The following is a 20779-nucleotide window of genomic DNA, read 5'->3' as shown; positions in this document are numbered from 1 at the left end:
CGTCATTGGGTAGCTAATGTGGGACAATGCCCGTCACTTTCAGCCATACCCGAATCGATCACACCCATGAACGCCCCCCGCACACCCCGCCCTGCGCGCAAGAAGCCCGAATCCGCGACCCCGGCCAAAGCCGTCGAGCCCCGCGAAAAGGCCAGCCTGCACCCGCGCAACCGCCACCAGGGTCGTTATGACTTCCCGGCGCTGATCAAGACCACGCCCGAACTGGCGAAGTTCGTGATCACCAACCCATACGGCAAGGAAAGCATCGACTTCGCCAGCCCGGACGCGGTGCGGGTGTTCAACCGCGCGCTGCTCAAGTCGTTCTACGGCGTGGCCCACTGGGACATCCCGGCGGATTACCTGTGCCCGCCGGTTCCGGGGCGTGCCGACTATGTGCACTTCCTGGCCGACCTGTTGGCCAGCGTCAATGACGGCGAAATCCCCCGTGGCGCGCCGGTCAAGGTGCTCGACATCGGCATGGGCGCCAACTGCGTCTATCCGCTGATTGGCTACAGCGACTACCGCTGGCACTTCCTCGGCTCGGAAATCGACCCGACCGCCGTGGCCGCTGCCAAGGCCATCGTCCAGTCCAACGGGCTGAACAAGGCCATTCAGTTGCGCCAGCAAACCAACCCCAAGCACATCCTGCTGGGGTTGCTGGAGCCGGGCGAACGCTTCGACCTGACCATGTGCAACCCGCCGTTCCACGCCTCGATGGACGAAGCCACCAAGGGCAGCGAGCGTAAATGGCGCGCACTGGGTCGCGCCGACCCGAAACGCAAGCTGCCGGTGCTGAACTTTGGTGGCCAGTCGGCTGAACTGTGGTGCGAGGGCGGCGAGGCCCGCTTCGTGACTCAATTGATCGCCGAGAGCGCGCATTTCCAGCACAAGGTGCTGTGGTTCAGCACCCTGGTGTCCAAGGCGTCGAACCTGCCCGCGATCGAGATCGCCCTGAAAAAGGCCGGCGTGCTGGAAAGCCAGGTCGTGGAAATGTCCCAGGGGCAGAAGAAAAGCCGTTTCGTCGCCTGGACGTTCCAGACCAAGAGCGAACAGCAAATCTGGCGTCAGCGCTGGGCTCGCTGAGACCGTAGGCGCTGCGGCACGCTGCGATCTCTTGATGTTGTTGTGAAAGATCAAGAGATCGCAGCCTCGTTTCACTCGACAGCGCCTACAGCGGTGATACTCCCGCGATGGTTCGAGCCCTCCGGCAAATCACAGGCACAAAAAAACCGTGCCCGGATCGCTCCGGAGCACGGTTTTTTTACACGTCTTACTTGTTAACAGCGTCGGTCAGGCCTTTGGCCACAACCAGCTTGATAACTTTCTTGGCAGCGATTTCGATGGCAGCGCCAGTCGAAGGGTTGCGGCCAGTACGGGCAGGACGTTCGGTCACTTTCAATTTGCCGATACCTGGCAGAGTGATTTCGCCGCCATTTTCCAGCTGATCGGCAACGATTTGGCCCAGTTGGTCCAGAGCATTACGCGCGGTGGTTTTTGGCGCGTCGATAGCTTCAGCGATGTCGGCGATCAGTTGGTCTTTAGTAAGAGCCATGTAGTGTTCCTTCCCTATCAAATTCATATGGATTGCAGAGTGCAGTGTCAGCCATCGAGCCCGATCTTCTGGATCTGGCACCCTCGGCCAATAACCACGGGATCGGGGTTATAGATACCGAAATCAGGGTTTGGTTCGACCTGACAAATGCTGAATGCACGCTTAACGCAGTGACTTCGCGCAAGACCGGGCAAAACTAGCACAGAGACGGGGAAATATCCGCCTCTAGCTACCCATTTGGTCAGCTTTATTGGTCTAAAACGTTAAAAAACAGCATAAGGGCCGCTGCGCACCCGCAAATTGCCCCTCAACCCCCGTAGGAGCTGCCGAAGGCTGCGATCTTTTGATCTTTTTTGTTTAAAAAGCAAAGTCAAAAGATCGCAGCCTTCGGCAGCTCCTACAAAGGGCATGCATACCTAGTTGCGGTACACTGGGCGCTTTTTCGGGGAGCGCGCCCTCCCCTCTACAATCAGCCGAGAAGCCCATGCCGATCCGCCATTGCATCGTCCACCTGATCGACAAAAAACCCGACGGCACGCCTGCAGTTCTGCATGCCCGCGACGAAGAGTTACCTGAGTCGAGCGCCATCGAGAACATGCTTGCCGACCTCAACGAGAGCTACAACGCCAAACAAGGCAAGGCATGGGGTTTGTTCCATGCCGAGTCCGGGGCGCACCCGTTCAGCGGCTGGCTGAAGGAGTATCTCGAAGGCGGCAAGGACTTCACGGCATTCAGCCGGGTGGCGGTGGAGCATCTGCAGAAGCTGATGGAGGAATCCAACCTCTCGGTCGGTGGGCACGTGCTGTTTGCACACTATCAGCAAGGCATGACTGACTACCTGGCCATCGCCCTGCTGCATCACAGCGAAGGCGTCGCCGTGACCGAGCAGCTCGATGTGACCCCGTCCCGCCACCTGGACCTGGGTCAGCTGCACCTCGCGGCGCGGATCAACGTGTCGGAGTGGCAGAACAACAAGCAGTCCAAGCAGTACATTTCGTTCATCAAAGGCAAGAACGGGAAAAAGGTCTCGGAGTACTTCCGCGACTTCATCGGCTGCCAGGAAGGCGTCGACGGCCCCGGTGAAACCCGCACGCTGCTCAAGGCCTTCAGTGATTTCGTTGAAAGCGAAGACCTGCCGGAAGAGTCCGCCCGGGAGAAAACCAAGACGCTGGTGGACTACGCCAGCAGCCAGGCCAAGATGGGTGAGCCCATGGGCCTGGAGGAACTGTCCGGGTTGATTGATGAAGAACGTCCTAAGGCGTTCTACGATCACATCCGCAACAAGGACTACGGCCTGTCTCCGGAGATCCCTGCGGACAAACGTACCCTGAATCAATTCCGTCGTTTCACGGGCCGTGCCGAGGGCCTCTCCATCAGCTTTGAGGCGCACCTGCTGGGCTCGAAGATCGAGTACGACGAAGAAGCCGGCACCCTGATCATCAAGGGCCTGCCAACCCAGCTCACCGATCAGCTCAAGCGTCGCAACTGATGCTGCGGGGCGTGCTGAAAAAATTCCTGCTGATCCTGCTGGTGATCGTGGTCTATCAGAACTGGGGCAAGATCGAGCGGGTGTTCAATCCGTCCCAGGTGGTATCGGAGCAGACCCAGGCCAAGGCCGATGTGGTGCTCTACGCCACTGAATGGTGTGGTTACTGCAAGTTGACCCGACGGTTTCTCGACCAGAAAGGCATTCCCTACAAGGAGTTCGATATCGAGAAGGATGCCCAGGCGCGCAAGGCTTACGAGGCGCTGGGTGGCGGCGGCATTCCGATCATCGATGTAAACGGGACGTTGATTCGCGGGTATGACCCGGACGCCATACTCGCAGCCTTGAAATAAACAAGATCGCAGCCTTCGGCAGCGCCTGCAGATGAGCACCGCTCTAATTCAGGAACTGCCGGAGGCTGGGATCTGTTGATCTACCGCTGCTTTTCGAGACGAAACCCGAATCGCGGGAAATGCACATGCACCACCCCGCACCGCTCATCCTCGCGACGCAGAATCAGCTCTTCACTTCCGGCAAACACCAACTCACCCGCCACCGGATCAACCCCATAATCCGTGGCCGCAATCACTACCCGCTGACCCGCCTCGAAACCGTTAGGTTCTGCAAAGCGTTCCTGCGGCAACTGCGCCGGTGTAGCGCTGCGTGCCACCTCAAGCGCTTGCTCTGCAGTCATCTCGCTCGCAGCCCCATGGCCAAAGCCCAAGACGCGGCCCAACCAGGCTGACACTGCCGGATACCCATCGACCAGCGGCGAAGTGACCGGCGTCGCCTTGAGGAACCACAGTGGATGCGCCAGGGCGAAATCGGCAATCGACGGCTCGCCGAAGAGGAAATCACCCTGCTCGCGCTCCAGTTGCTGTTCGAGTCGCGCCATGATCGTCGGCCACTGGTGCCTGGCTTGCTCGGCAGACACGCGGGTGGCGCTGCCACCACTGAACAGCCCGGCGCGATCCGCCAGGAAGGCCTTGATTGCTTCCGGCGGCAGGCTGGCAAAACGCACGGCGACAGATTCCGGCTGGAACACCAGGCTAACGGCATGCTGGAACACCACTGAGTCCGCCCAGGCGGCGAAGGACGCAGCGATCATCTCCTGACCTTCCGGGAAGAGTGCCGGCAAGGCTTTTTCCTGCTCCAGGCGCCGGGCAATCAACGCAGTGTCGCAGTAGATGTCTGCACCGACCTGCAACACCGGCGTCTTGCGATAGCCACCCGTCAAGGCGGTGAGGTCAGGCTTGGGCATCACCGGTGAAATCTTCACCGAGCGCCAGGACAGCCCCTTGAAACCCAACAACAGGCGGGCCTTTTCGGCGAAAGGGGACGTCGGGTAATGATGCAGGATCAACTCGGACATGCTCGGCTCCGCCGCGCGAATTAGGAGTCAGCAGCTTAGCGCGCAATCGGCAGGCGGCCTACGGGTCTGCCTGATGGGAACTGATCAGTCAGATTGATAGTTCGCGACCAGGCACTCCTTGGCGCTTTTCCTGAGTTTCTTGATCAGCCGCTCCTGACGTAGCGCTTCACTCCTGTCGCGACAGGCCTCGGTGTACACCAGGGCCACGGCCGGGCTTGAGAGGAAGAAGCGCGCACCTTTACCCCGCTGGTGAGTGGCGAAGCGGCGCACGGGGTCGTCGCTGATCCCGCAGTACAGTGAACCATTGGCGGCACGTACGAGGTAGACGAACCAGGGCTTGCTGACCAGCGGCGTTTCGACGGCGCTAACAGACGTTTGGCTGAGACTGTTCAATTGACGATCTGGATTGGAAAAGAAACAAGTGGCGATCTTATCAGCGCCCGGCCTGGAATGCCTTCAACCCCTTCAAGGCCTGGGCCCGAACGGCGTTTTTTACCAAGGGCGACCAGCCCAATAGCAGACCTTTTAAACCCAGCGCCTGGCGCGACCAGGACCACAGGTCAAAAAGGTCGTGGTGCTCGCAGATTTTTCCGTCGCGAAACACGAACCGCGCCTGGATGTCGTTGACCACGGTATTGCCGGTCTGGCTGAACAGGTACGTCGCCACCCAATGTGCACTCCCGGTGCGCTCGTCGGCGCGCACGTCGTCGAACGTCAGGGAAAAGTCCTTGGCGCGAGTGGTGAGCATGCGCCACATATCACCCGCATCACGCCCATGCAGTTCACCGAAGGCCGGGTCACTGAACACCACGTCATCGGTGTAGCAGGCGCTCATGGCCTCGGCATCCAGCCGCTGGAAAGCCTGGTAAAACCGGGTAATCAATGCTTGGTGGGCATCACTCATGTGCAGGCTCCCTGGGTTGCAAAACAGTTTTGAAGACTGCCCGCACGATAGCCTGCCAATTCGCGGAACACTATCGGCATTCGTGGGCCGAATACCGATAGTGTCCGAGGTGTCAGAGTTTTTCGCTGACTACTTGAACGTACAACGATCGCCCGGCTCCCAGGCCGGCAAGGATCGCGCCCAGGCCGATGACCCCGAAAATCCAGCCGACCGCCGCCCAGCCGCCGGTCCAGTCATGCACGATGCCGACCGCCAATGGCCCCATGGATGCCAGGGTGTAGCCGAAGCCTTGGGCCATGCTCGACAGGTTCGCCGCTACGTGGGCATCTCGCGAGCGCAGCACGATCAGGGTCAGCGCCAGGCTGAACGCCCCGCCCTGTCCCAGCCCGAGCAGAATCGCCCAGCCCCACAAGCCATCGATCGGCGCATACAGGCACCCGAACAGGCCACTGAGGGTCAAAGCCATAACGACCACGATGGCCAGGCGCTGGTCCTTGCCGCGAGTCGCCAGCCAGGGAGCCGCCAAGGAACTGGCCAACTGCACAATCACCGAGCCGGACAGAACCAGCCCCGCCTGGGTCGGCGTCAGGCCGCGACCGATCAGGATCGAAGGCAACCAGCCAAACACGATATACGCCAGGGACGATTGCAGGCCCATGTACAGGGTCACTTGCCAGGCCAGCGGGTCACGCAGCAAACCGCGAACCCGGTAGGCGACATTGTGCGCACCGTGTTTGTGCCCGACTTGCGGCAGCCAGAACAGCGCCGCGACCAACGCCGGAATAACCCAGAAGCCCAGGCCCGTTGCCCAGCTCTGGTCGAAATGTTCGCTCAGCGGCACGGTGGCGCCTGCGGCCATCGCTGCCCCCAGGCACAGGGCCATGGTGTAGACCCCGGTCATGGTACCCGCGTGTTTGGCAAAGTCGCGCTTGACGATACCCGGCAGCAATACGCCGATCACACCAATGCTGGCACCCGCCAGCACGCTGCCGGCAAACAGGCCGATTTCGCCAAACGAACTGCGCAGGATGATTCCTCCGGCCAGCGTCAGCAGAATGCCCAGCACCACCCGTTCGGCGCCGAAACGGCGCGCCAGGATCGGTGCCAGCGGTGCGAACAGGCCGAGGCACAGCACCGGCAAGGTGGTCAGCAGACCGGCCTGGGCCGCCGATAATCCGAGGCTTTTCGACACGTCACTGAGCATCGGCGCCATGCTCGACAGCGCCGGGCGCAAGTTCAATGCCACCAGGATCAGGCCCAGCAACAGCAGCCAGGGCCGGCGCAGGATCGGATGGCTGTTCTGCACCTCGTCGTCATCGGCCTCGGCGTCGATCAGCAGCTCTTCGAGCTCTGCCGTGCGTTTGGCTTCAGGGATGTTGCTGTTACGGCTGGACATGGTTTTCTCGTGTTCAAGGTTCATTGATCAACTGCCTGGACAGGGCTTTGGCCCGTTCCGGGTCACGTTGCTCGACGGCGTCCAGCAGTTCGATATGCAGGTCGAACACTTCCTGGCGCCGTGGGGTGATGTTCAGGGTCTGGCGCAGTTGCGCACCGACGATGCTGGAGAAGTAGCGATACAGCTCACTGAGCGTGGGGTTGTGTGCGGCATCGACCAGGCGCCGGTGAAACACCAGGTCGCAGGCGATGTAGCTGTCGAGATCGCCATGGTAGTGGCTGCCGCTGACCCCCAGTGCTTCACGCAAGGCCACCAGGTCTTCGTCAGTGCGGCGCAAGGCGGCCAGGCCAATGGCCTCGACTTCAAGAATGTGCCGGGTTTCGCGGGCCTGCTCATGAGAGCAGCGGGACAGCGCTTTGAGGGTGTCGAGTGGATCGATCACCGCGCGCAAGTAACTACCGTCACCCTGGCGAATCTCAATCAATCCGGAAAAGGCCAACACGCGCATGGCTTCACGCACGGTATTACGGCTGATACCGAGCTCTGCGGACAACTCGGGTTCGGTGGGCAGGCGTTGGCCCACAGTCCACGTGCCTTCGGTAATGCGTAAACGAAGCTGATCCAACGCCTGGTCGACCAGAGATCTTTTTACCAATGGAGACATCTGAGCCAAGACACCCTTGCAGTCATCCAATCATAGGATGTATTTCCTGACATGTTAGTCAGGTTTGCTCCTAAAGGCAACCGCTGCTCCATCCAGGTAGAACAGCCAGCTCACATCCGACAGATATTGAGGAACTTTCCCGCAACAGCCTCAGGCCTTTCCGATAGATGATCGCTGCACCCGGCCAATAGACTTCCTGCACCCAAGGCACTGCCTTGGGGCGTGCTTCAGCGCCTCCTAACTTCACACAGACAAGGAACACGCTATGCAGGAATTCAAATACGGCAACAAATCAGAACCTTCATTCTTTCTGGACACTGCCCCTGATCTGGTCGTCGTCCGAACCCTTCCCGGCTTGCCAGCCCTTCTCGACACCACCGCCCCCCCCTGGACCATGCACAACGGGTGATTCATTTCGAGTCGTCAGGACTGAGCGTTTTCAAGCTGCCAGCCGACTCCGGGAATCTGCAGGCCTGCAAGCGCTGCTTGCGTCAACTACCCAACGTGCGTTTCGCCGGCAGCGTCCTGGTGGCGGGGGACACCAGGGAACCCGTGATCTATACCGAAAATATCTTCATCAAGTTTATCGACTCACACGACTCGCTGGCCTGCGAAACCGTACTCGAAGAAGCAGGACTGACGATCAAGACAAAAGTCGTTTACGCACAAAACGCTTATTTCGTGACGCCAGGAGAAGGCTGCGGCACACAGGTATTCAATCAGGCCCTGACCTTGCTCGAACGTGAGGATGTGGAGTACTGCCATCCTGAACTCCTGACAAAACGTCACTCACGCACTATCCACCCCAATCAGTGGCACCTGAAAAAAACCACTGTAAGCTATCAGTATGAAATTGATGCCAGTGCCAACGTCGAGGCGGCCCACGCCCTGAGTCTGGGCGCGAATGTAGTGATCGCCGTCATAGACGATGCTTTTGATATCGACCATCCCGAATTCACCTCGGCCGACAAGATCGTCGCCCCGAGGAGCTACAGAAACCCCAGGCAACCCGGAGCTGACCCGCGCCCTCAGCACGCCGATGAAAGCCATGGTACCGCCGCCGCAGGTGTCGCCTGTGCCGATGGCCTGCATGGCGCAAGCGGAGTCGCACCCAGAGCAAGACTGATGCCGATCAGCCTGGGTGACGCGGAGTCACTTGGAGGTCAGACCGAAGCGAACGCTTTCGTCTGGGCTGCGCTCAATGGCGCGGACATCATCAGTTGCAGTTGGGGCCCTCCGGACGGAAATTGGGCCGACCCTATGGATCCGGCCCATCATCAAGTCCATCCGTTACCCGCCAGTATTCGCCTGGCCATCAATTTCGCCGCGCTCAGAGGGCGAAAGGGCAAGGGCTGCCCGATTTTCTTCGCCGCCGGCAATGGCAGTGAAAGTGTCGACAATGATGGTTATGCCAGCCATCCACTGGTCATGGCCGTAGCCGCCTGCAACGACCACAGCCGCCGCAGCGCCTACAGTGATTACGGAAAAGCCATCTGGTGCGCGTTTCCCAGCGATCAGGAACAGCACCCGGATTACAATTTCCAGCCCAGCAGTTTTCCCGCTCGCACCCGCGGCATATGGACAACAGATCTGCGAGGAAGAAATGGCTACAACGACAAAGCCCTTGGGCAAGGTGACTTGTGGGGCAACTACACCGAGAGCTTTGGCGGAACGTCGAGCGCCTGCCCCGGCGCCGCCGGGGTGGCGGCTCTGGTTTTATCGGCCAACCCCGCGCTGACACGCACCGAGGTTCGCTCGATCCTTGCTGACTGTTGCGACAAGATCACTCATTTCCTGGATGGAGCGATGGGAGAATATGATCAGAATGGCCATAGCCACTATTACGGTCACGGCAGGCTCAATGCATTGAAGGCAGTGCAGTTGGCCTTGGATAAAAAGACCAGCTGATAGCAGCCGGTTGTCGATTGGAAAAAAATAAACCCGGCACTCAGTCCGGGTTTATTTCACTGCCGAGCGTCGATCAATGCAGGATCTGGCTCAGGAACAGCTTGGTGCGCTCATTCTGAGGGTTGTCGAAGAAGTCATTCGGCGCCGCCTGTTCAACGATCTCGCCTTTGTCCATGAAGATCACGCGGTTGGCCACGGTACGAGCGAAGCCCATTTCGTGGGTCACGCAAAGCATGGTCATGCCGTCTTCGGCCAGGCCGATCATGGTGTCCAGCACCTCTTTCACCATCTCGGGGTCGAGTGCCGAAGTCGGTTCGTCGAACAACATGATTTTCGGCTTCATGCACAGGGCACGGGCAATCGCCACGCGCTGCTGCTGACCGCCGGACAGTTGCCCCGGGAATTTATGCGCCTGCTCCGGAATGCGTACGCGTTCCAGGTAGTGCATGGCGATTTCCTCGGCCTTGCGCTTGGGCATCTTGCGCACCCACATCGGCGCCAAGGTGCAGTTCTGCAGGATGGTCAGGTGCGGGAAGAGGTTGAAGTGCTGGAACACCATGCCGACTTCGCGACGCACCGACTCGATCTGCTTGAGGTCGTTGGTCAGCTCCACGCCATCGACCACGATGCGCCCCTGCTGGTGTTCTTCCAGGCGATTAAGACAGCGAATAGTGGTGGATTTGCCGGAACCCGACGGGCCGCACAGGACGATTCGCTCGCCCTGCTTGACGTTCAGGTTGATGTCCTTGAGTACGTGAAACTGCCCGTACCACTTGTTCACGCCCTGCATCTGGATAATGCCTTCAGGGCTCACAGGCTGTTTAATTGCTTCGCTCATAAAAAGAACTCCTAACGCTTGTGGCCAGTGTCGAGCTTGCGTTCCAGATGCATGGAATAGCGCGACATACCAAAACAGAAAATCCAGAACACCAGGGCGGCGAACACGTAGCCTTCAGTGGCCATGCCCAGCCATTTCGGGTCGGCGGCCGCTTGCTTGACGCTGTTGAGCAGGTCGAACAGGCCGATGATGATCACCAGGCTTGTGTCCTTGAACAGCGCAATGAAGGTGTTGACGATGCCAGGGATCACCAGCTTCAGGGCTTGCGGCAGGATCACCAGGCCCATCGAGCGCCAGTAGCCAAGGCCCATCGCTGCGGCTGCTTCGTACTGACCTTTGGGAATCGCCTGCAAGCCACCGCGCACCACCTCGGCCACATAGGCCGACTGGAACAGGATCACGCCGATCAGGGCCCGTAGCAGCTTGTCGAAGTTCATGCCTTCTGGCAGGAACAACGGCAGCATTACCGAGGACATGAACAACACCGTGATCAACGGCACGCCGCGCCAGAATTCGATGAAGGTCACACAGACCACGCGAATCGCCGGCATGTTCGAGCGCCGCCCCAGTGCCAGGACAATACCCAGCGGCAAGGCGCCGGCAATCCCTACGGTGGCGATCACCAGGGTCAGCATCAGGCCGCCCCATTGGCTGGTCGCCACCTGGGTCAGGCCAAACACACCACCGTGCAACAGGCACCAGGCAATGATCGGATACAGCACCAGGAAGCTCAGCCCGTACACCGCTTTACGCGGGAAGCGCGAGATGAACAACGGGGCCACGCCGATAACCGCCAGCCACACGGTCAGGTCCACGCGCCAGCGCATGTCCACCGGGTAGTAGCCGTACATGAACTGGCCGAAGCGCTGCTGAATGAACACCCAGCAGGCGCCCTCCTTCGTGCAGTCGGCCTGGCTGGTCCCGACCCAGTTGGCATTGATGATCGCCCAGCTGAGGATCGGCGGCACCACGAGGTAGATCAGGTAGAACGCAAACAGGGTCAGCAGGGTGTTGAGCCAGCTGGAGAACATGTTGGCGCGCATCCACGCCACCACACCGATACTGCGGTCCGGTGGCGGCATGTCAGGTTTGAAAATATGAGTACTCATGCGCTATTCCTTACCGCTCGATCAGCGCAATGCGCTTGTTGTACCAGTTCATCAGCAGGGAAATGCTGATACTGATCGCCAGGTACACGCTCATGGTGATGGCAATCACCTCGATCGCCTGTCCGGTCTGGTTCAGCACCGTGCCGGCAAACAACGAAACCATTTCCGGATAACCGATACCGGCAGCCAGCGAGGAGTTTTTCGCCAGGTTCAGGTATTGGCTGGTCAGCGGTGGAATGATCACGCGCAGGGCTTGCGGGATGATCACCTTGCGCAGGGTCGGACCGTTGCGCAGCCCCAGGGAGTGCGCCGCCTCGGTCTGGCCATGGCTGACCGACTTGATGCCCGAGCGCACGATCTCGGCAATGAATGCCGCGGTGTACACGGTGAGCGCCAGGGTCAACGCCAGCAGTTCGGGGATCAATACCCAGCCACCGACGAAGTTGAAGCCTTGCAGCTTGGGCATTTCCCAATGCACCGGCGCGCCGAAGATCAACGCGCACAGTGCCGGGATCACCAGAAACAGCGCCAGGCCGACCCAGAACTTGTGGAATGGCACGCCGGTTTCTTCGAAACGTTTGTTGGCCCAGCGGCACATCAGCACGATAGCGACAATGGCCACGCCCACGCCGGCCACGAATGGCCAGAAACCATCAGACGCCAACGCCGCCGGCATGTTCAGGCCACGGCTGCTGACAAAGAAGGTATCGCCAAAGTTATGACTGGCACGCGGTCCTGGCATGGTCAGGAATACCGCGAAATACCAGAACAGGATCTGCAGCAGCGGCGGAATGTTGCGGAAAACCTCTACATACACCGTCGCCAGCTTGGCAATAATCCAGTTTTTTGACAGCCGTGACACGCCGACGATGAACCCGAGGATCGTCGCCAGGATCACGCCGATGAACGTCACCAGCAGCGTATTGAGCAGGCCGATGACAAACACCCGGGCATAGCTGTCCGATTCGGTGTAGTCGATCAGGTGTTGAGCGATGCCGAAACCGGCACTGCGCTCCAGAAAGTCGAAGCCGGAAGTGATGCCCCGGTGTTGCAGGTTGGTCTGGGTGTTGTCGAACAGAAACCAGCCCAGCGAGACCACCGCCACAATGGTGATGATCTGGAATAGCCACGCACGCACTTTGGGATCGCTGAGGCTGAGCCTCTGCTTTGGTGCGCCGATTGAATTTTGCATGAAGTGCCCCGCAAAGAATGGAACAGAACATCACCCGGCGGTTGGCCCACCGGGTGATAGAACCATCAGCGCACTGGTGGTGCGTATTGAATGCCGCCGTTGTTCCACAGCGCGTTCAGGCCACGGTCGATTTCCAGCGGGGTGCCCTTGCCGAGGTTTTTCTCGAACACTTCGCCGTAGTTACCTACTTGCTTGATGATCTGTACGACCCAGTCTTTCGGCAGTTTCAGATCCTTGCCGTATTCACCGTCAGCCCCGAGCATACGAGCGACGTCCGGGTTCTTGGTGGCCTTGGCTTCAGCTTCGACGTTTTTCGAAGTGATGCCGGCTTCTTCAGCGTTGAGCATGGCGTAGCCAGTCCAGCGGACCACCGCCAGCCACTCGTCATCGCCGTTACGCACGACAGGGCCCAGTGGCTCCTTGGAGATGGTTTCCGGCAGAACCACGTAGTCTTTCGGCGCGGCCAGCTTGCTGCGCTGGGCGAACAATTGGGACTTGTCGGAGGTCAGCACGTCGCAACGACCGGATTCCAGCGACTTGGCGCTTTCGTCGGAGGTGTCGAAGGTGATCGGGGTGTATTTCAGACCGTTGCCACGGAAGTAGTCGGAAACGTTCAGCTCAGTGGTGGTACCGGCCTGGATGCAGATGGTTGCACCGTCCAGTTCCTTGGCGCTCTTGACGCCCAGCTTGTTGTTTACCAGGAAGCCGATGCCGTCGTAGTAGGTGATGAAGCCTGGAAATTTCAGGCCCATGCCCGCGTCACGGGAGCTGGTCATGGTGGTGTTGCGCGACAGGATGTCGATTTCGCCGGACTGCAGCGCGGTGAAGCGCTCCTTGGCGTTCAACTGACTGAATTTAACCTTGGTCGCGTCGCCGAATACGGCAGCGGCTACAGCGCGGCAGAAGTCAGCATCGATGCCGAGGATCTTGCCAGTGGCGTCCGGAACCGAGAAACCCGGCAGGCCGTCACTTACACCGCACTGTACAAAACCTTTCTTCTGCACTGCATCCAGGGTTGCACCCGCCTGAGCGAACCCGCTGACGCCAAGTACTGCGGCTGCAGTCACGACGGCCAGGGTGGATTTCAACATCTTCATTCAAACCTCCAGTTTTGCTCTTGTTGTGTCGGAGCGTGAGTCCAGTCGCACCCTTATGAGGCGTTGTTGACCCGTGTTGGCTTTTTTTAGGGTCAAGCGACGTAGGACCTTAGCTATGAGTCTAGTAGGAGAAAATCCACATCATGGATCACTCACTTCTCACCAGTCGGCCGAACGGGCTGTAGCCCTTCACGTTCGCGAAGCCCGTAGCGGCCACTGGCGAACATCCATCACCGGATTTTTGTTGCTATCCCGCCACCAGCAGTACACTGATAGTGTTACCGCCAGTCGCTGGATTGATTGCTCGGGTTTTCCCATAGCAAAGCCCGTACCAGACCGCCCGCCAAAGCGATTCAAAGACAGGTCAATAGCAAAACTTGTAACCTTGCGACATCTTCTTAACTGATCAACCAGACGCGCACTCAGATCTCGCACTCAATGAGAGCGCACGCACAAAAATGGAGCGAACATGACCGAGCCCCTGATTCTTCAACCCGTCAAGCCAGCAGACGCCTGTGTTATCTGGCTGCACGGCCTGGGCGCCGACCGTTATGACTTCCTGCCAGTGGCCGAAGCGTTGCAGGAAACCTTGTTGAGCACCCGCTTTGTTTTACCCCAGGCACCCACGCGCGCGGTCACCATTAATGGTGGCTACGAGATGCCAAGCTGGTACGACATATTGGCCATGAGCCCGGCCCGGGCAATCAGCCGCGAGCAGCTGGATGAGTCAGCAAAACGGGTGCTGGACTTGATCGAAACTGAGCGCGCCAGCGGAATAGACGCCTCGCGAATTTTTCTCGCCGGTTTTTCCCAGGGCGGTGCCGTGGTGTTGCACGCGGCCTTCCTGAAATGGCAAGGCCCGCTGGGTGGCGTACTTGCCCTCTCCACCTACGCTCCGACGTTCAGCGACGCGCTGGACATTTCCGCCAGCCAGCAGCGTATTCCCGTGCTGTGCCTGCACGGCCAGTACGATGACGTGGTGCAAAATTCGATGGGGCGCAGTGCCTACGAGCACTTGAAGGCCCGTGGTGTCACCGTGACATGGCAGGAATACCCAATGGGGCACGAAGTGTTACCCGAAGAGATCAGCGATATCGGCGCCTGGCTGACCGAGCGCCTACGCTAAACAGACTGTGTAAAAGCTGCCTTTGATCATCACACTACGCCGCGCCCGATTCTTGCATTACACTGGCCGGCGTACATTCCTTAATCAATTGATGAGATGACCGTGCTCAAAGCACTCAAGAAAATGTTCGGTAAAAGCGAGACTGAGCAGCTCGCGCCAGCCTCCAGCGCTCCGTCTCACTCACCCAGCCACCGCGCCGACGGTAATCAGTCTGGCCGGACCGCCACCGCAGCGGTACCCAAGCACGAGCCGATGACCCCACCGGCTGCCCCCACTGTCGAGGTAACAGCCGACGAGCCGCCGCGCAGCGAAGCCCCCAAGCCTGTCAGGCCGCGTCGCGAACCCAAGCCCAAGGCACCGGTTATTCCCTGGAAACTCGAAGACTTCGTCGTCGAACCCCAGGAAGGCAAAACCCGTTTCCACGATTTCAAACTCGCCCCTGAGCTGATGCACGCCATCCAGGACCTGGGCTTCCCGTATTGCACGCCGATCCAGGCCCAGGTGCTGGGCTTTACCCTCGCTGGCAAGGATGCCATCGGCCGCGCCCAGACCGGCACCGGCAAGACCGCTGCGTTCCTGATCTCGATCATCACCCAGTTGCTGCAAACCCCGCCGCCCAAAGAGCGCTACATGGGCGAGCCACGGGCATTGATCATCGCGCCAACCCGGGAACTGGTGGTGCAGATTGCCAAGGACGCCGCTGACCTGACCAAGTACACCGGCCTCAATGTCATGACGTTCGTTGGCGGCATGGACTTCGACAAGCAGCTCAAGCATCTCGAAGCCCGTCACTGCGACATCCTCGTGGCCACGCCCGGCCGTTTGCTGGACTTCAACCAGCGCGGCGACGTGCACCTGGACATGGTCGAAGTCATGGTCCTGGACGAAGCCGACCGCATGCTCGACATGGGTTTCATTCCGCAGGTGCGGCAGATCATTCGCCAGACCCCGCCGAAGAACGAGCGTCAGACGCTGCTGTTCTCCGCGACCTTCACCGAAGACGTGATGAACCTGGCCAAGCAATGGACCACCGAGCCGTCGATCGTCGAGATCGAGTCGCAGAACGTCGCCAGCGAAAACGTCGAGCAGCACATCTACGCCGTTGCCGGTGCCGACAAATACAAACTGCTCTACAACCTGGTCAACGACAACGGCTGGGAGCGGGTGATGGTGTTCGCCAACCGCAAGGACGAAGTGCGTCGCATCGAAGAACGGCTGGTGCGTGATGGCGTCAACGCCGCGCAGTTGTCCGGTGACGTACCGCAGCACAAGCGCATCAAGACGCTGGAAGGCTTCCGCGAAGGCAAGATCCGCGTGCTGGTCGCCACCGATGTTGCCGGTCGCGGCATTCACATTGACGGCATCAGCCACGTGATCAACTTCACCCTGCCGGAAATGCCGGACGACTACGTGCATCGTATCGGCCGCACCGGACGTGCGGGCGCCGATGGCGTGTCCATCAGCTTCGCCGGTGAAGACGACTCCTACCAGTTGCCGTCCATCGAGGCACTGCTGGGTCGCAAGATCAGCTGCGAGACGCCGCCGACCCATTTGTTGCGGGCGGTTGAGCGTAAGCGCCCGTAAATACGGGCCGCAGTAGAAGAGGCGCAGCCGGCAACGGACTGCGCTTTTTTTTGCCTGGTTTTTCTCGAACGGAGCTTGCCGGAATAAACTAAAAGTCCATAATAGACAAAATAGTTCAGATGCAGTCTCCGGAGCCGTTCATGTCCAGCACGCCTTACGTGATCACCCAACCTCAAGCACGCGAGTTGCTCGATCAAATCGACGTGCCGCAGATCCTGCGCAAACTGTTCCGTGACCTGGCCGCAGGCCACGCGGTGCAACCGGCGCAGCAACTGGTTGAATTCCCCCAAGGCGCTGGCGACTTCATCAACTACTTGGGCGTGCTGGCCAAAGATGGCGTTTATGGGGTCAAGACGTCGCCTTACATCGTGCGCGAGCAAGGCCCGTTGGTGACGGCGTGGACGCTGCTGATGTCGATGCAGACTGGTCAACCGCTGTTGCTCTGTGATGCCGGTGAACTGACCACGGCACGTACGGCGGCGACCACCGCCGTGGCGGTCGATGCCCTGGCGCCGCCAACAGCGCAGCGCCTGGCAATTATCGGCAGCGGCAAGGTGGCCCAGGCGCACCTGCATTACGTGAAGGGCCTGCGTGCCTGGCAGAGCATCAACCTGTATTCCCCGAGCCTGGACGGTCTTGACGCTGAAGCGAAGGCACGGCTCACAGGGCTTGATCCGCGCCTGACGCTGGTTTCCAGTCGCGAAGCGGCCGTCCTGGACGCTGACGTGATTATGCTGTGTACCTCCTCCGCCGGCCCGGTCATCGACCCGTCCACCTTGAGCAAACCGGCCCTGATCACCTCCATCAGCACCAACGCGCCACGGGCTCACGAAGTGCCGCCGCAATGCCTCAACGCCATGCAGGTGTTCTGCGACTATCGTGTGACCACGCCCGGTTCGGCCGGGGAAATGCTGATTGCCGGCGAACAGCATGGCTGGGACAAGGACAGTATCGTCGGCGACCTGCCCGAGCTGATGAGCGAAAAAGTGCAGCGTCCGGCCTACGATCGCCACGTGTTCTTCCGCTCGATCGGTCTGGGCCTGGAAGACATCGCACTGGCGAATGCCCTTTACCAACTACAGCATTAACACCTGACCCTGTGGGAGCGGGCTTGCCCGCGATTCAGGCGCAGCGCTCTGTCAGGTACACCGCGGTGATGCAATCGCGGGCAAGCCCGGCTCCCACAGTGTTCCTCTATATCAATGGCATCCGCGCTCTACAGGAGACATGCATGAGCCAGGCAGACTTCATCATCATCGGCGGCGGCATTGCCGGCGCTTCCACCGGTTTCTGGCTGTCGCAGCACGCGCGGGTGATTGTGCTCGAACGCGAATCCCATCCGGGCTACCACTCCACCGGCCGTTCCGCGGCGTTGTACACCGCCGCTTACGGCACACCACAGGTTCGGGCATTGACCCAGGCCAGCCGGGATTTCTTCGATGCACCACCGCCAGGCTTCTGCGAACATCCACTGCTGACCCCGCGCGGCGAGATGACGGTGGACTTCAGCGGCGACCCTGCCGAACTGCAGAACCAGTACCTGAGCGCCAAGGCCACAGTGCCGCAGATGCAGCTGCTCAGCGCCGAGGAAGCGTGCGTGCGCCTGCCGATCTTGCGCCGGGAAAAAGTTCATGGCGCCATCTATGACCCGACCGCCAGCGACATTGACACCGATGCGCTGCATCAGGGCTACCTGCGCGGAATCCGCCGCAACCAGGGCCAGGTTCTGACCGATACTCAGGTGGTGAGCCTGAGCCGGGACGCCGAGGGCATCTGGCAGGTGCAAACCGACGGCCAAACCTTTAGCGCCCCGGTCATCATCAATGCGGCAGGCGCCTGGGCGGACAAAATCGGCGCCCTCGCTGGCGCGCAGCCACTGGGCCTGCAACCCAAGCGCCGCGCGGCGTTCATCTTTGCCGGGCCCGAAGGCGTGGACATCCACCACTGGCCGATGCTGGTCAGCCTGGATGAATCCTTCTACATGAAGCCCGACGCCGGGATGTTCCTTGGCTCCCCAGCCAATGCCGACCCGGTCGAACCCCATGATGTGCAACCCGAAGAGCTGGACATTGCCATGGGCATCTACCAGATCGAGGAGGCCACCACCCTGACCATCCGCCGCCCGACCCGCACCTGGGCGGGCTTGCGCAGTTTTGTCAGCGACGGCGATTTGCTGTCCGGCTTCGATCCGCAGGTACCTGGACTGTTCTGGGTGGCGGCTCAAGGCGGTTACGGGATTCAGACCTCTCCGGCGATGGGCCAGGCCAGCGCTGCACTGGTGCGCGGCCAGGACCTGCCGGAAGCCCTGTCGAAATTCGGCCTCAATGCCGCCATGCTCGCCCCCGCCCGCCTGAACCAGCAGGGGTAGTCAGGTGACGTCCACTCCCGTTTGCTGCAAACTTCCAGCGCCCTGCCTTATGGGCGCTGACGTCGCCCGGAGCACCACTGAATGAACGCCCCCGAGAAAGATCCGGCCCTGGATAACTACCGAGCCATCAGCGACGCGATTGCGACGCTGTTCTTTCCCCATGCCGAAGTGGTGCTGCACGATCTGCGCACGCAGAAAGTCGACTACATCGCCAACAACCTGTCGAAACGTGAAGTCGGTGACGATTCCTCGCTGGAAGACATGCTCAGTGAAGAGGTCAGCGAACGAAACATCGGGCCGTATGAAAAGCTCAACTGGGATGGTCAGAAAATTCGCAGCCTGAGCAGCGTGTTGCGTGACAGCGCTGGCCATCCTTTGGCGGTGCTGTGCATCAATCTGAATATTTCGCTGTTCGAAAACGCCAAGGCGGCGCTGGATCTTTTCCTGTCGCCGAGCAAGCTGATACCGCAACCGGACTCACTGTTCCGTGATGACTGGCAGGAGCGGATCAACACCTTCCTCCATGCCTGGCTGCGCGAGCGACAGCTGAGCCTGAGCATGCTGACCCGCGACCACAAACGCGAACTGGTCCTGGCTCTGCACGCCGAAGGCGCCTTCAAAGGCAAAAGCGCCTCCAACTATGTGGCCAATGTCCTGAACATGGGACGGGCGACGGTTTACAAACATTTGAAGGAACTCAAGGGCTGACCTGACTCTCCCGGGGCCGGCTTGCAAGGGTGACTGTACAGGCCTCATCGCGGGCAAGCCTTGCTCCCACAGATCTCACCGACTGTGGTTACAGGGCTTGCCGCCACTGCCAGACCTCACCACCTGTGGGGGCAAGGCTTGCCCGCGATAAGGCCATCAGCTACACCTTTGCAATCCGCCCGTGCAAAAGGTGCGGTGGCTATTCCAGCGCGGATGCTGGCCCGAAGAACTCGTAGCGGCTTTGCTTCTCCGGCACACCCAGCGCCTTGAGATGGCGCTTGACCGCCGCCATGAAGCCCTTGGGCCCAAGGAAATAGGCATCCAGATCGCGTTCCTGCGGCAACCACTCGCCTAACTGTTCCTGGCTCAACACCCCCACCTTGTGCGCCGCCGGGCTCACGCCGTCATCTTCGGCATAGCAGTAGAACCGCTTGAGCTGCGGATGACGTTCGGCAAGCCCGTCGATCCAGTCACGAAACGCATGGACGCTGCCATTGCGCGCGCAATGGATGAAGTGCACCGGACGCTCAGTTGCCAGCGCCGCCTCAAGCATCGCCAGGGTCGGGGTAATACCAACGCCGCCACTGATCAGCACCAGGGGTTTGTTACTGGCGCTCAAGGTAAATTCACCCGATGGCGGGAACAGCTGGATGGACGCACCGACGTGCAGTTGATCGTGCAGGTGGTTGGAGGCACGACCGCCGTGCTCACGCTTGACGCTGATGCGGTATTGGCCATTGGTCAAGGCCGACAGTGAATAGTTACGGCGAATTTCTTCACCATCGAGTACCAGTTTCATGCCGATGTACTGGCCAGGCTCTGCTGCCAGGATCGGGCCCTTGTCGGCAGGCTCGAAGTAGAACGAAATGATCTCCGCACTCTCCTCGACCTTGGCCGCCACGATGAACTCCCGCGCGCCACGCCAGCCGCCAGGTGCCTGTTCCTTCTGGTCGTAGATGCTTTTTTCCGCGCCGATCAGGATATCGGCCAGCTGACCATAGGCAGCGCCCCAGGCGGCCATCACTTCAGGCGTGGCGATCTCGTCACCCAGCACTTCGGAAATGGCACGCAGCAAACAGCTGCCAACGATCGGGTAATGCTCCGGCAGGATTTGCAGGGCCACGTGCTTGTTGATGATCTTGGCCACCAGATCACCCAACTGGTCGAGTTGATCGATGTGACGGGCATACATCAGCACACCGTTGGCCAGGGCACGCGGCTGGTCACCACTGGCCTGGTGGGCCTGGTTGAACAAAGGGCGCACTTCAGGGTACTCGGAGAGCATCATCCGGTAGAAATGGGTAATTAATGTTTCGCCACCGCTTTCCAGCAACGGCACGGTGGATTTGACGATGGCACGATCTTGAGCGCTCAGCATAAGGTAACTCCTGGGTTTCTATTCGTTTGCCCTTACGTATCAGTTTTCATGCCAGATTTAATTTTCATATATATCAATAGCTTACCAACTATATAGT

General features: G+C 59.8%; 21 protein-coding genes. 10 read left to right on the top strand and 11 right to left on the bottom strand.

What is annotated here, in order from left to right; translation table 11 throughout:
• Window positions 1–66 precede the first annotated feature (66 nt).
• Window positions 67–1083 (top strand): 23S rRNA (adenine(1618)-N(6))-methyltransferase RlmF, encoded by a 1017-nt coding sequence (gene rlmF, locus UB23_RS26060; protein ID WP_045062125.1) that lies wholly within the window; start codon window positions 67–69, stop codon window positions 1081–1083.
• Between the two features lie 187 nt (window positions 1084–1270).
• On the opposite strand, the gene UB23_RS26055 is transcribed toward rlmF, so the two are convergent.
• Entirely contained in the window at window positions 1271–1552 is a 282-nt protein-coding gene (locus UB23_RS26055) for an HU family DNA-binding protein (protein ID WP_007905514.1), read from the bottom strand.
• Window positions 1553–2036: 484 nt separating this feature from the next.
• Between UB23_RS26055 and yejK the strand changes: the two genes are divergently transcribed.
• A complete protein-coding gene (yejK, locus tag UB23_RS26050; RefSeq protein ID WP_045062124.1) occupies window positions 2037–3041 on the top strand; it encodes a nucleoid-associated protein YejK in 1005 nt (334 codons plus the stop codon).
• Window positions 3041–3391 (top strand): glutaredoxin family protein, encoded by a 351-nt coding sequence (locus UB23_RS26045; RefSeq protein ID WP_045062123.1) that lies wholly within the window; start codon window positions 3041–3043, stop codon window positions 3389–3391. Before yejK ends, UB23_RS26045 begins: the two co-directional genes overlap by 1 nt.
• 80 nt (window positions 3392–3471) lie before the next feature.
• On the opposite strand, the gene UB23_RS26040 is transcribed toward UB23_RS26045, so the two are convergent.
• The 5 genes from UB23_RS26040 to UB23_RS26020 form a co-directional block, all read right to left on the bottom strand.
• On the bottom strand, window positions 3472–4410 hold the full coding sequence (locus UB23_RS26040; protein ID WP_045062122.1) for a glutathione S-transferase family protein: 939 nt from the start codon (window positions 4408–4410) through the stop codon (window positions 3472–3474).
• Between the two features lie 84 nt (window positions 4411–4494).
• A complete protein-coding gene (locus tag UB23_RS26035; protein ID WP_045062121.1) occupies window positions 4495–4803 on the bottom strand; it encodes a GIY-YIG nuclease family protein in 309 nt (102 codons plus the stop codon).
• 40 nt (window positions 4804–4843) lie between these two features.
• Window positions 4844–5314: a nuclear transport factor 2 family protein gene (locus UB23_RS26030; RefSeq protein ID WP_045062120.1), complete on the bottom strand. Its 471-nt coding sequence runs from the start codon at window positions 5312–5314 to the stop codon at window positions 4844–4846.
• A gap of 112 nt (window positions 5315–5426) precedes the next feature.
• Window positions 5427–6734 carry a CynX/NimT family MFS transporter gene (locus UB23_RS26025; RefSeq protein WP_045062119.1) on the bottom strand — a complete coding sequence of 436 codons (1308 nt, stop codon included), beginning with the start codon at window positions 6732–6734 and terminating at the stop codon, window positions 5427–5429.
• Window positions 6724–7383, bottom strand: coding sequence for a FadR/GntR family transcriptional regulator (locus tag UB23_RS26020; protein WP_045062157.1), 660 nt, complete (start codon window positions 7381–7383; stop codon window positions 6724–6726). Before UB23_RS26020 ends, UB23_RS26025 begins: the two co-directional genes overlap by 11 nt.
• A gap of 256 nt (window positions 7384–7639) precedes the next feature.
• Here UB23_RS26020 and UB23_RS29845 point away from each other — a divergent pair, with 256 nt between their 5' ends.
• Together UB23_RS29845 and UB23_RS30430 are read left to right on the top strand one after the other, a co-directional pair.
• Window positions 7640–7783 (top strand): hypothetical protein, encoded by a 144-nt coding sequence (locus UB23_RS29845; RefSeq protein ID WP_160298074.1) that lies wholly within the window; start codon window positions 7640–7642, stop codon window positions 7781–7783.
• A gap of 143 nt (window positions 7784–7926) precedes the next feature.
• Window positions 7927–9282, top strand: a complete 1356-nt coding sequence (locus UB23_RS30430) for a S8 family peptidase (protein ID WP_201777879.1) — start codon at window positions 7927–7929, stop codon at window positions 9280–9282.
• 73 nt (window positions 9283–9355) lie between these two features.
• Here the strand turns inward: UB23_RS30430 and UB23_RS26010 are convergent, their stop codons facing one another.
• The 4 genes from UB23_RS26010 to UB23_RS25995 all read right to left on the bottom strand — a co-directional run bounded on the left by UB23_RS26010 (window position 9356) and on the right by UB23_RS25995 (window position 13518).
• Window positions 9356–10120 (bottom strand): amino acid ABC transporter ATP-binding protein, encoded by a 765-nt coding sequence (locus UB23_RS26010; protein ID WP_045062117.1) that lies wholly within the window; start codon window positions 10118–10120, stop codon window positions 9356–9358.
• A gap of 11 nt (window positions 10121–10131) precedes the next feature.
• The gene (locus UB23_RS26005; RefSeq protein ID WP_045062116.1) at window positions 10132–11229 is read right to left on the bottom strand and encodes an amino acid ABC transporter permease; all 1098 of its coding nucleotides are present in this window, start codon (window positions 11227–11229) and stop codon (window positions 10132–10134) included.
• Between the two features lie 10 nt (window positions 11230–11239).
• The gene (locus tag UB23_RS26000) at window positions 11240–12421 is read right to left on the bottom strand and encodes an amino acid ABC transporter permease (protein WP_045062115.1); all 1182 of its coding nucleotides are present in this window, start codon (window positions 12419–12421) and stop codon (window positions 11240–11242) included.
• A 65-nt stretch (window positions 12422–12486) separates the two neighbouring features.
• Window positions 12487–13518: an amino acid ABC transporter substrate-binding protein gene (locus UB23_RS25995; RefSeq protein ID WP_045062114.1), complete on the bottom strand. Its 1032-nt coding sequence runs from the start codon at window positions 13516–13518 to the stop codon at window positions 12487–12489.
• A 469-nt stretch (window positions 13519–13987) separates the two neighbouring features.
• On the opposite strand from UB23_RS25995, the gene UB23_RS25990 reads away from it, so the two are divergent.
• The 5 genes from UB23_RS25990 to UB23_RS25970 all read left to right on the top strand — a co-directional run bounded on the left by UB23_RS25990 (window position 13988) and on the right by UB23_RS25970 (window position 19304).
• A complete protein-coding gene (locus UB23_RS25990; protein ID WP_045062113.1) occupies window positions 13988–14644 on the top strand; it encodes an alpha/beta hydrolase in 657 nt (218 codons plus the stop codon).
• A 96-nt stretch (window positions 14645–14740) separates the two neighbouring features.
• Window positions 14741–16228 (top strand): ATP-dependent RNA helicase RhlB, encoded by a 1488-nt coding sequence (gene rhlB / locus UB23_RS25985; RefSeq protein ID WP_045062112.1) that lies wholly within the window; start codon window positions 14741–14743, stop codon window positions 16226–16228.
• Window positions 16229–16368: 140 nt separating this feature from the next.
• A complete protein-coding gene (locus tag UB23_RS25980; RefSeq protein ID WP_045062111.1) occupies window positions 16369–17316 on the top strand; it encodes an ornithine cyclodeaminase family protein in 948 nt (315 codons plus the stop codon).
• 143 nt (window positions 17317–17459) lie between these two features.
• Window positions 17460–18596: an NAD(P)/FAD-dependent oxidoreductase gene (locus UB23_RS25975; protein WP_045062110.1), complete on the top strand. Its 1137-nt coding sequence runs from the start codon at window positions 17460–17462 to the stop codon at window positions 18594–18596.
• Window positions 18597–18677: 81 nt separating this feature from the next.
• Complete coding sequence (locus UB23_RS25970) at window positions 18678–19304, top strand: helix-turn-helix transcriptional regulator (RefSeq protein ID WP_045062109.1); 627 nt, start codon at window positions 18678–18680, stop codon at window positions 19302–19304.
• Between the two features lie 199 nt (window positions 19305–19503).
• On the opposite strand, the gene hmpA is transcribed toward UB23_RS25970, so the two are convergent.
• A complete protein-coding gene (gene hmpA, locus UB23_RS25965) occupies window positions 19504–20682 on the bottom strand; it encodes an NO-inducible flavohemoprotein (protein WP_045062108.1) in 1179 nt (392 codons plus the stop codon).
• Between the last annotated feature and the right edge of the window lie 97 nt (window positions 20683–20779).

The organism is Pseudomonas sp. ES3-33 (assembly GCF_000952175.1).
Classification (GTDB): Bacteria; Pseudomonadota; Gammaproteobacteria; order Pseudomonadales; family Pseudomonadaceae; genus Aquipseudomonas; species Aquipseudomonas gregormendelii.
This window is presented reverse-complemented; position numbering and strand designations above follow the sequence as displayed.